The sequence below is a fragment of the Chamaesiphon sp. VAR_48_metabat_135_sub genome (assembly GCF_031418915.1).
Classification (GTDB): Bacteria; Cyanobacteriota; Cyanobacteriia; order Cyanobacteriales; family Chamaesiphonaceae; genus Chamaesiphon.
In genome coordinates this window covers 1-9,514 of the sequence record NZ_JANOJV010000120.1, presented here as the reverse complement: position 1 = coordinate 9,514, position 9,514 = coordinate 1, and the positions used below count along the sequence as shown (strand labels likewise).

Genomic DNA, 9,514 nt, shown 5'->3' with positions numbered 1-9,514 from the left:
AATCATCTCAAAGGTGACGATCGGACGATGTTTGCTTGTACCAATGGCGTAGCCGCAAAGTGCGTTCGCTTGGAATACAAACCTTGGAAAGTCCTGAATGGGCAATCGCTGTGGAAATATCATCAAGCCTGTACGCGGATGTTAAGAGCCGACTATTGTGGGGATGGATTGCCGCGCACTCGCGAGGGTACGCCGATTGTAATTCACGATCGATTAATTCACAATCCCCAAGCACCAGACCAAACACCGCCCGATCCGCAGATGTCATTTGAAGCAGCATGGGATGAGGATGGAGCCGTCTATGTCAACCGTCCCCGCTGGAGTGAGAAAACCGCCGCAATCCAACGTAAATGCCCTACAAAGTTCCAATCTGGCAAGAGGATTAGGACTGTAGAACAAGCACAGAAAAGATATCCCCAAGCCTTAATCTTTAACGAATCGATCGATCGTCAGCCGAAATAAATAATTACGATTTGGAGTTGCTGAATACAAGTATGATAAGCGATCGAAACGATCGTTAGAACCTGTGGTAGGGGCAATTCATGAATTGCCCCTACCACAGGTTTCAGACTGAAGAGACAGTCATAATTTGGCGAGATCGATCGATCTCGATCGAGAAAATCGCCTACACTATGTCTAACGTCACCCCAATCCCTATCCCCGAAGATCGTGAACTTGCGCCTTTTGTTTCCATTTTTCGACCCCACAGTCAAAGACTGGTCGTTAACAGCCCGATTGATGCGGTGGTTGACTTTCCTGTGGCTGGCGATCGGGATGTTCGTCCTTTTTTCGGCTTCCTATTATCATGGGGAAATTGAAAAAAAAGATGGTTTATATTACTTCAATCGCCAAATTATGGCGATTGTGATCAGTCTATTTATCTTTAATGCGATCGTTCATTCACCATTGCGTAAACCGCTTAGAGGTGCTGGTTGGATTCTGTTGGGGATTTTGGTCTTGCTGTTGCTGACTGTATTTACAGGTGCGGGAAAAAGCACGTTGGGGGCCACGCGGTGGATTGCGATCGGTCCAATTCAGCTTCAACCATCAGAACTAATTAAACCATTTTTAGTGTTGCAAGGTGCGAAACTATTTGGTCGATGGGAGCAATATCCACCGAGAGTAAGAGCGACATGGTTGGGCGTATTTGCGATCGTGTTATTGGCAATTTTAAAACAACCAAATCTTAGCACCACATCCTTGTGCGCGATCGGTTTATGGTCGGTCGCTTTTACAGCAGGCTTACCACTTCGCTATCTTTCAATAACAGCCGCAGGCGGGGTATTGTTGGCAGGATTGAGCATGGTAATAAATCCTTACCAATTAGTCCGAATGCTCTCTTTCCTCAATCCATGGCAAGATGCTCAGGGTGCGGGATTTCAGTTAGTACAAAGTCTCTTAGCGATCGGCTCTGGCGGCTTGTGGGGTAATGGGTTTGGCTTGTCTCAACAGAAATTAGACTATTTACCAATTCAGGATACAGATTTTATTTTCTCAGTATTTGCCGAAGAATTTGGGCTAGTTGGGGGTGTTTTGTTACTCGTCATGGTGATGAGCTATGCCACCTTGGGCTTATTAATTGCTAGCCGCAGCCACGATCCCGTCCATCGATTAGTTGCGGTTGGAGCTACGACATTTATTGTCGTCCAATCACTGTTTAATATTGGTGTTGCTGCGGGTACTTTGCCCACAACTGGTTTACCACTACCGATGTTTAGTTATGGCGGTAGTTCGATGGTTGCGTCAGTGATTCAGTCAGCACTGCTGATCCGCGTCGCCAGAGAATCCGCAGCAGCGAAAGTAATTCAAATTAGGGGGTAGGGATTCGGGGTTCAGGGTTCGGCAAGAGAAAAGAGGAATGCTAATTTTTGTCAGAAGCACAGAATCATACCCAGATGCTTTGCCTCCTGATTCAGCAACGCCGATTTAACGACGCAAGCCTTTCCCGAATCCCGAATCCCCAATCCCCAATCCCCAATCCCTAATCCCTAATATAGAAAATCAGTCATTTATACGGTGATTAATTTGAGAATTCGCGGTATTCTCTACTGGGTCAGAGAGTATTTTTACCATGCCCCAAATTACCAAAGCTCAACCACGGTTAGCATTTCTACCACCTAAATTCAACCTTTTGGTGTTACGGCTAGTCACCTGGATGCTGCCTTACTGGTTAAAACGCGAACTGCACATCACACAAATCGATGTCGCTGATATCGATCGATTGGTGGAAGTTTACAAACAATCACAAATGGGTAGATTGCGGTTGGTGTTAGCTTTCCGTCATCCCAGTAGTGATGATTCCTTTTGCATGGGACATCTTTTAACCAAACTTTTACCTGCGGCTGCGGCGCGGAAGCATCGGATCGCGCTGAAATCGCCGGTGTTTGCGCACTTCCTCTACGATCGAGGCATTCCGTTGTGGGCGGGTAAAATTGTGAGTTGGTTGTATCCTAGATTGGGTGGAATTCCCATCCACAGAGGTAAAACAGATCGATTGGGCTTGAAGACAGCTAGAGATTTGCTAGTAAATGGTCAGATGCCCCTCGCAATGGCTCCAGAAGGTGCCACCAATGGATATAGCGAACTAGTGAGTCCCCTGGAAGCAGGAGCCGCTCAAATCGGATTTTGGGCAATGGAGGATTTAGTCAAAGCGGGTAGAGATGAAGACGTTTTGATTGTACCGATCGGGATTCAGTATTATTATCTGGATGAGCCGTGGTTGAGTCTGGAAAATCTGATCCATGAATTAGAGCAGGAATGTGGCTTGATTGTCGATCGTCGGGATACAATTGTGGCGATTCGTCAAAGTGATGGGCGACCAATGCGTAAATTACTATACGATCGGTTTTATAAGCTGAGTCAGCATTTGCTGTACCAGATGGAAAATTTTTACGCTCAGTTTTATCAGTACCAGATTCCCGAACGTCCAACGTTGGATCTATCGATCTCGCGGACGGAAATCTCCCAAAGACTCCAAAATATTTTGGATTTTGCCCTACAAGTATCTGAAAGTTATTTTAGTCTCGAAGCGAAAGGGACTAAGATCGATCGGTGTCGGCGGATCGAACAAGCTGGCTGGGATTGGATCTATCGTGAAGAATTGAACCCGCCAGGTAATCTATCTACAGTCAGTCATAAATTAGCAGATCGGATTGCGACTGAAGCCGATTTGCGGATGTGGCACATGCGGATTGTCGAGAACTTTGTCGCTGTAACTGGCTCCTATGTTAAAGATCGACCGACGATCGATCGATTTGCCGAAACTACGCTGCTGTTATGGGATCTAGTCGCTCAGATTAAAGGTAAAAAACCAGGTAAACGACCAAATATCGGCAACCGTCGCGTCCAGATGACTATTTGCAATCCCATCCCACTATCCGACTATTGGGATCGTTACAAAAGTGGTCGTCGCGCCGCCAAGCAAGCTACACTCGATCTGACGCAAGAGCTACAAACAGCAATGGAAGGGACGATCGATCGGGGGTAGGAGGATTGGGGACTTGGGTTGGATTGTAATCCTGGCTAAATTGAGCAACGCCAGATCTTAGATCGAATAGTACAGAGGAAAAGATTTAGCCTCCTTGGGTTTAACATAGACAGTTTGTTGTGGTTCCAACTTTAACTCATCAAATCGATCGCGGGTCAGATGAGCTGAAATAACTTGCCCATCAGCCAGGGATAATTCCACCTGAATCTCCCAGCCCAAGTGAATAATTCGCGCCACTGTCGCCATCGTCAGCGTACTATCTGGAGTAGTCTCGTTGGCGTAGCCTTTCTGAAGGAAAATCGAGATGTCCTGCGGACGGAGATATACCTGGGGATGATTTGCCTCAAACCCATTATTCTGAAAAATATCCGCACTGCTCGGTAACACATTCACAGGGCCGATAAAGCTCATCACAAACGCACTCGCAGGTCGGTCATAAATCTCCGCCGCAGTCCCTACTTGTTCGATTTGACCCTTATTCATCACCACGATTTTATCGGCTACTTCCATCGCCTCCTCCTGGTCGTGAGTCACAAATACCGTTGTCACATGCACCTCGTCGTGCAAACGGCGCAACCAAGCGCGTAAATCCTTTCTCACCTTGGCATCCAACGCCCCAAACGGCTCATCCAACAACAACACTTTCGGCTCAACCGCCAAAGAACGCGCCAAAGCCACACGCTGTCTCTGTCCGCCCGATAATTGCGACGGATATCGATCTCCCAATCCCGCCAACTGAACCAAATCCAATAACTCATCAGCCCGCGCTTTAATCTTCGCGGGGCTAGCCTTGCGAATCTTCAATCCAAATCCAATATTTTCCCGAATCGTCAGATGTTTGAATAGAGCATAATGCTGGAACACAAACCCGATATTTCGCTCCTGAACGCTCTGAAAAGTAGCATCCGTCCCCGTCAGCCAAATTGCGCCACTATCGGGCATTTCCAGCCCCGCAATCAGCCTTAGTAGCGTAGATTTACCCGACCCTGAAGGCCCAAGTAGAGCCACTAGTGCGCCCGATTCAATTTCCAAATTAACACTATCGACAGCTTGAAAACTGCCAAATCGTTTCGATACATTTTTGACTGAAATACCCATTTTTAAAAACCCGATCTATAAATTTAAGATTAAATTGAAAGTTTACTTGCTAGTACTTATTACACCTCTATTCCCTACTCTCTAGCCTACGGTGTATCCGCAACTCTTAGAGAGTTACTGCGTAGATCTTTACCCCACCCCAGCCCTCCCCTTTACAAGGGGAGGGAGCAAAGCCGCCCCTTTACAAGGGGGGGTTGGGGGGTAACATCAATCCCGCCGAAGTCTAGCCGACTTGTGTCTCCCTACCCTCTAATATCGAGCGGAAAACCGTGATATCTTAAATATAGTATTCGATCGAACTGATTGTGGAACTCTCCTCTAGACTAGAATATGCATTAGTTGCTCTGCTCGAAATTGCCGATCGTCAGGCTCAAGGTAAACCCCTCAAAGTGAATGAAATTGCGGCTAGCCAATCCTTACCAGAAAGATATCTCGACCAAATTTTCACCTCACTCAAACGTCAAGGAATTCTTTCTAGCCAGCGTGGGATGAAAGGTGGTTATTTACTGGCTAGAGAACTATGGCAGATTAGTTTATTCGATGTAGTTGTCGCGATCGAAGGTAGTGGCGATCGCAAGAAAGTCGATCCAACTATTCCCAATACCCTAGAAAAAATCGTCATTGTTCAAACCTTTGAAGGCATCAAAGAATCTGTTAATGAGATTTTAAAAAGCTACACACTCCAAGACTTAGCCAAAACACTAGAAACTCAACGGCAGAGCAGTCCAATGTATTATATATAAGTTAAAAATTGAAAGTTGAAAGTGAATAGTAGGGTGGGCAGTGCCCACCAGCTAGGGTTTCATATTATTAATATTTACTTGATTTCACTTAAATTTCTAAATTATGACTTATCCTTGATTTTAGTTTTGCTTTCTAAAATCTCTTTTAAAACCAACGTTACTGCTGCTAGTAGGGCGAGTAAAACTGCGGCAGAAAAAGCGGCTTCGGTATTATATTGCTTGTAGGCTTCCTCGACAAATAACGGTAAACTTTGAGTCGTATTTGCTACATTTCCAGATACCACAGATACAGCCCCAAATTCGCCCATTGCGCGGGCATTTGTTAACAATATTCCATACATTAAACCCCAGCGAATATTCGGCAGCGTCACTCGCCAGAAAATCTGCCAATCGCTGGCACCGAGAGTTCTAGCTGCTTCTTCTTGATCTACACCAGCCTCTTCCAATACGGGAATTACTTCCCTCACCACGAATGGCATACTGACAAAAGCTGTGGCGATAACCATGCCTGGTAAAGCAAACACAATGTCGATACCTCTGTCTTGAAACCAGCCACCAAACCAACCTTGACGACCGTAAAGTAGCATGATCATTAAACCTGCAACTACCGGAGAAATTGACAAAGGTAAATCGATGATACTCAATAATAACGTGCGTCCAGGGAATTTATGTCTGGCGATCGACCAAGCCGCACACAAACCAAATACCGTATTAATTGGTACAACAATTAACGCGAGTAATAGTGTCACCCTGACAGCATTGAGAAAATCTGGTTGGCTAAAATTTTCTAAAAATGGTGCGATACCTTTGTGAAATGCCTGATAAAAAACATTAATCGTCGGAATATAAATAATCAGGCTAATATAACCGATCGATAGTCCGATTAAGATAATTGGGAGCCAATTCATTTGTTTTGTGTCTGGCCCCTGACGTGCCAATGCCGTAGTGGGATTACTAGTTTTCATAACGCTGCCCCCAAGCTTGTAAAATGTTAATTCCTAGGAGTAAGACTAGCGAAATCATCAATAAAACTACGCCAATTATCGTTGCGCCTTCATAGTCGTATTGCTCCAATCGTTGGAAGACTAAAACAGGTGCAATCAAATCTTTAAATGGTGTATTTGATGCGATAATTACCGTCGAACCGTATTCCCCCACCGCACGAGAAAATCCTAGAGCCATCCCTGTCAAAATTGATGGCAATAATGGGGGTAAAATTACTTGACGAAAAGTTTGCCAATCCGATGCGCCCAAACACCAAGAGGCTTCCTCGATATCCCGCTCCATCTCCATCAGTACAGGTTGAACTGTGCGGACGATAAATGGTAGCGATATAAAAAGCATCGCCATTCCCACTCCCAACCGCGTGAAGGCGATTTTAATCCCAAATGGGGCGAGTAAACTCCCAATCCAGCCATTATCACTATAGACTGTTGCCAACGTTAGACCAGCAACGGCAGTTGGTAGGGCGAATGGTAGATCGATCGAGGCATCAATCATCTTTTTACCAGGAAAATCATACCGCACTAATACCCACGCGATTGTAGTGCCAAACACACCATTGATTAACGCCGTAATCAACGAAGTCGTAAAAGTAACATCATAAGTCGATAAGGCGATTGGACTAGCCGCCACCTCCCAAAACTTAGCCCAGCCAACACTTCCAGCCTTGGTAAACATCGCCACTAACGGCAGAAATAGCATTGCACTCAGATAAAACCACGTAATCCGCCAAGTCCATGATAAATTACGGACTCGATCGAACCACTGTTTCCAAACGGGTTTGGATTTGATAAGCTGGGCATCGATCGTATTGCTCATGTTGGCGATTCCTCTTGTGTTTTAGCAGCAGGAGAATCAATCTGATTGACAATTGGTACCGAACTACGATCGAAAATTGCTATTTCTAAGTTCCGTAGATAGTTTAGAGCATTGTCGATATCCTGGGGATAACCCTCCAAACTCAGGTTAAACCATCCACCGCCTGTAGCTTTTCTGTCGAGTACTGCTGCTTTAAAATTGACAATCAGATCGTAATTACTGATGAGTGTAGCTAGAACGGGTTCTTGATGCAGTTGGGGCGGGATATTAATATCGATTGAGTGTAATACTTTTTCCGGAGATTCGATCGAGGGTAGGCTAGACATTTTAAATTACCTCATGCTTAGTCATAAATATAGTTATTTTTTCCCAGCTTCGATTTTGTCGTAGATGGCTCCATCAGCAAAGAATTTTTTCTGGAAGTTATTCCAACCACCATATTCTGCCACAGTACCCAAAGTTTTAATCTTAGGGAAGCGCGGATCTGCGGTTGTAGCCCCAGGGCGATAACCTACCCGCACAAATTCGGCTTGGGCTTCAGGTGTAAACATATATTTGACAAAGGCTTCCACAACTTCCCGATTGCCATGTTTATTGACATTTTTATCGACAATCGCTACTGGAGTATCGATCGAGACGTTCACATCTGGTACTGTATATTCAAATGCTTGACCTTTATCCTTAGCAAAGAGAATCTCGTTTTCATAGTTTAGTAATGCGTCACCTTGCCCCTGCTTGACAAAAGCATCCATCGCTTCTCGCGCATCTTTAGGCTGTACGACAATATTTCTCAAAGCTTTAGTAATAAACTCTGTTGCTTTGGCTTCATTTCCACCAGCTTTTATCCCATCGTGCCACAAAGCCATAAAATTCCACCTTGCGCCACCAGATGTTTTGGGATTAGCCGTCACCCATTTGACATCAGGGCGGGCAAGATCTGCAAAAGATTTAATCTTTTTGGGGTTTCCCTGACGAGTCACAATTGCAACCACAGACTGAGCGACAATTCCTCGATTGGGCAACTTTTTATCCCAATCTGCTGCAACGAGTGCAGCTTTGGCTAATTTATCGACATCGCCGCCCAATGCTAAATGCACCACATCCGCAGGTAGCCCATCAATCACAGCACGGGTTTGAGAACCAGAACCCCCATAAGTCTGTTTGAAAGTAACTTTTTGGTTGTGCTCCTGCTGCCATTTTGCCACGAATTTCTTAATAATGCGATCGTGAGCGGGTTTAGGCACAGCATAACCAGCGAGGGTGATTTCGACATCTTTTTTCTGCATTTCTCCTGGTTTGCTACTCCCACCGTTGCCACAAGCAACTAGAGCAAGACTCAGCCCAGCACCAATAAATATCCCCACGAGCGACTTGCTCACTCCTTGCCCAATCGTCACGATCTTGCCTCTCAAATAGAATCTACTGTATTTGAATCGGAATAGTGTTCAAATCTAAGCATCATCTTAGCAACATCGATCGCCCAGGTCAATAGAATTCGCTTGTTTCCTTCAGGAGAAAGGTAGGAGCGTATCAAGCAGCAAGACAAGACATTGCCCCTACCTGCCCCATACAGTTAGGAAAATGGATCTGCATAGATTGGAAACTTTTCGACAATGGGTTTGCAAATCGTATACAAAACCGTAATAATTAAGAATGTCAATAAAATTACTACCAAGGGAAACTTACCAATTAATTCTCCTGGTAAAATGCTGAGAAATTGTTTTGGCTGCGTGACTAAACTCCAGCTATTAAACCTGATGAATCGTCCAATGTAAATACCAGTCGAACATAATAAATGTAAGCTTAATTCAGAGATGTTCGTATATCGATCGATCTTAAATCTACTCAAATATCTGCCAATATTAATCAACGAAAATACATAAGCCAGCCAGCCAACTCCAATAAATATAATGTAAATCGGGACGATAACTAAAGTGATTGCCCAGGCTGAATCAAGATAACGGACAGCATCATAGAAATGAATAACATCTGTTAAAATATAAGGTGCATTCGGTAGAATAGCAACAAACAAGAATAACCCCATCCACCAAAAAATCGAGCGACTTCGTTCTTGTGGCAATCGAGATCTAAAATCGATAATCATTAAGATAATAATTAAGCCGATCGCAATTCCTATGAAAATTAATCTAACGCCCCACAGCGACATTGCAATTCTTTCCAAAGCTTTGAGGAGATTTCCATTATCATATTTTTTGAGTCCGACGACAAAACTAAGACCTAGCAAGACATAAGTACTCCAGCAAAATAGTCTCGATCGAGGTTTATTAAACAGAAAAAAACTTAGAGTTAGTGGTACTAATGCGAGAAAACTATTCCAGGCAATTCGACCGATATCTTCGGCAAT

Annotated in this window: 10 protein-coding genes; 4 read left to right on the top strand and 6 right to left on the bottom strand. The window is 44.5% G+C overall.

Translation table 11 applies throughout. The annotated features are described in order from the left end of the window. The 3 genes from RMO55_RS08755 to RMO55_RS08745 all read left to right on the top strand — a co-directional run. Nucleotides 1-462 (top strand): ADYC domain-containing protein (locus RMO55_RS08755; RefSeq protein ID WP_310425852.1); only part of this gene is annotated, 462 nt, incomplete at its 5' end. A 207-nt stretch (nucleotides 463-669) separates the two neighbouring features. Beyond that, nucleotides 670-1,821, top strand: coding sequence for an FtsW/RodA/SpoVE family cell cycle protein (locus RMO55_RS08750; RefSeq protein WP_310425850.1), 1,152 nt, complete (start codon nucleotides 670-672; stop codon nucleotides 1,819-1,821). A gap of 250 nt (nucleotides 1,822-2,071) precedes the next feature. Next, nucleotides 2,072-3,487, top strand: coding sequence for a 1-acyl-sn-glycerol-3-phosphate acyltransferase (locus tag RMO55_RS08745; protein WP_310425849.1), 1,416 nt, complete (start codon nucleotides 2,072-2,074; stop codon nucleotides 3,485-3,487). Nucleotides 3,488-3,544: 57 nt separating this feature from the next. Here RMO55_RS08745 and RMO55_RS08740 read toward each other — a convergent pair whose 3' ends face one another. Next, nucleotides 3,545-4,585 (bottom strand): TOBE-like domain-containing protein, encoded by a 1,041-nt coding sequence (locus tag RMO55_RS08740; protein ID WP_310425848.1) that lies wholly within the window; start codon nucleotides 4,583-4,585, stop codon nucleotides 3,545-3,547. Between the two features lie 305 nt (nucleotides 4,586-4,890). Here RMO55_RS08740 and RMO55_RS08735 point away from each other — a divergent pair, with 305 nt between their 5' ends. Beyond that, entirely contained in the window at nucleotides 4,891-5,328 is a 438-nt protein-coding gene (locus RMO55_RS08735) for an Rrf2 family transcriptional regulator (RefSeq protein ID WP_310425846.1), read from the top strand. A 101-nt stretch (nucleotides 5,329-5,429) separates the two neighbouring features. On the opposite strand, the gene cysW is transcribed toward RMO55_RS08735, so the two are convergent. The 5 genes from cysW to RMO55_RS08710 form a co-directional block, all read right to left on the bottom strand. After that, nucleotides 5,430-6,236, bottom strand: coding sequence for a sulfate ABC transporter permease subunit CysW (gene cysW / locus RMO55_RS08730; RefSeq protein WP_396134235.1), 807 nt, complete (start codon nucleotides 6,234-6,236; stop codon nucleotides 5,430-5,432). 46 nt (nucleotides 6,237-6,282) lie between these two features. Beyond that, nucleotides 6,283-7,149: a sulfate ABC transporter permease subunit CysT gene (gene cysT, locus RMO55_RS08725; protein ID WP_310425843.1), complete on the bottom strand. Its 867-nt coding sequence runs from the start codon at nucleotides 7,147-7,149 to the stop codon at nucleotides 6,283-6,285. Beyond that, nucleotides 7,146-7,475 (bottom strand): NIL domain-containing protein, encoded by a 330-nt coding sequence (locus RMO55_RS08720; protein ID WP_310425842.1) that lies wholly within the window; start codon nucleotides 7,473-7,475, stop codon nucleotides 7,146-7,148. Before RMO55_RS08720 ends, cysT begins: the two co-directional genes overlap by 4 nt. 33 nt (nucleotides 7,476-7,508) lie before the next feature. Further along, nucleotides 7,509-8,546 carry a sulfate ABC transporter substrate-binding protein gene (locus tag RMO55_RS08715; RefSeq protein ID WP_310425840.1) on the bottom strand — a complete coding sequence of 346 codons (1,038 nt, stop codon included), beginning with the start codon at nucleotides 8,544-8,546 and terminating at the stop codon, nucleotides 7,509-7,511. Between the two features lie 176 nt (nucleotides 8,547-8,722). After that, nucleotides 8,723-9,514: DUF1361 domain-containing protein (locus RMO55_RS08710; protein WP_310425838.1), on the bottom strand; the 792-nt coding region annotated here is incomplete at its 5' end.

Bases quoted from the DNA above. Each gene is read 5' to 3' on its own strand.
- cysW (WP_396134235.1), bottom strand. From the start codon at position 6,236: ATGAATTGGCTCCCAATTATCTTAATCGGACTATCGATCGGTTATATT.
- RMO55_RS08720 (WP_310425842.1), bottom strand. From the start codon at position 7,475: ATGTCTAGCCTACCCTCGATCGAATCTCCGGAAAAAGTATTACACTCA.
- RMO55_RS08745 (WP_310425849.1), top strand. From the start codon at position 2,072: ATGCCCCAAATTACCAAAGCTCAACCACGGTTAGCATTTCTACCACCT.
- cysT (WP_310425843.1), bottom strand. From the start codon at position 7,149: ATGAGCAATACGATCGATGCCCAGCTTATCAAATCCAAACCCGTTTGG.
- RMO55_RS08740 (WP_310425848.1), bottom strand. From the start codon at position 4,585: ATGGGTATTTCAGTCAAAAATGTATCGAAACGATTTGGCAGTTTTCAA.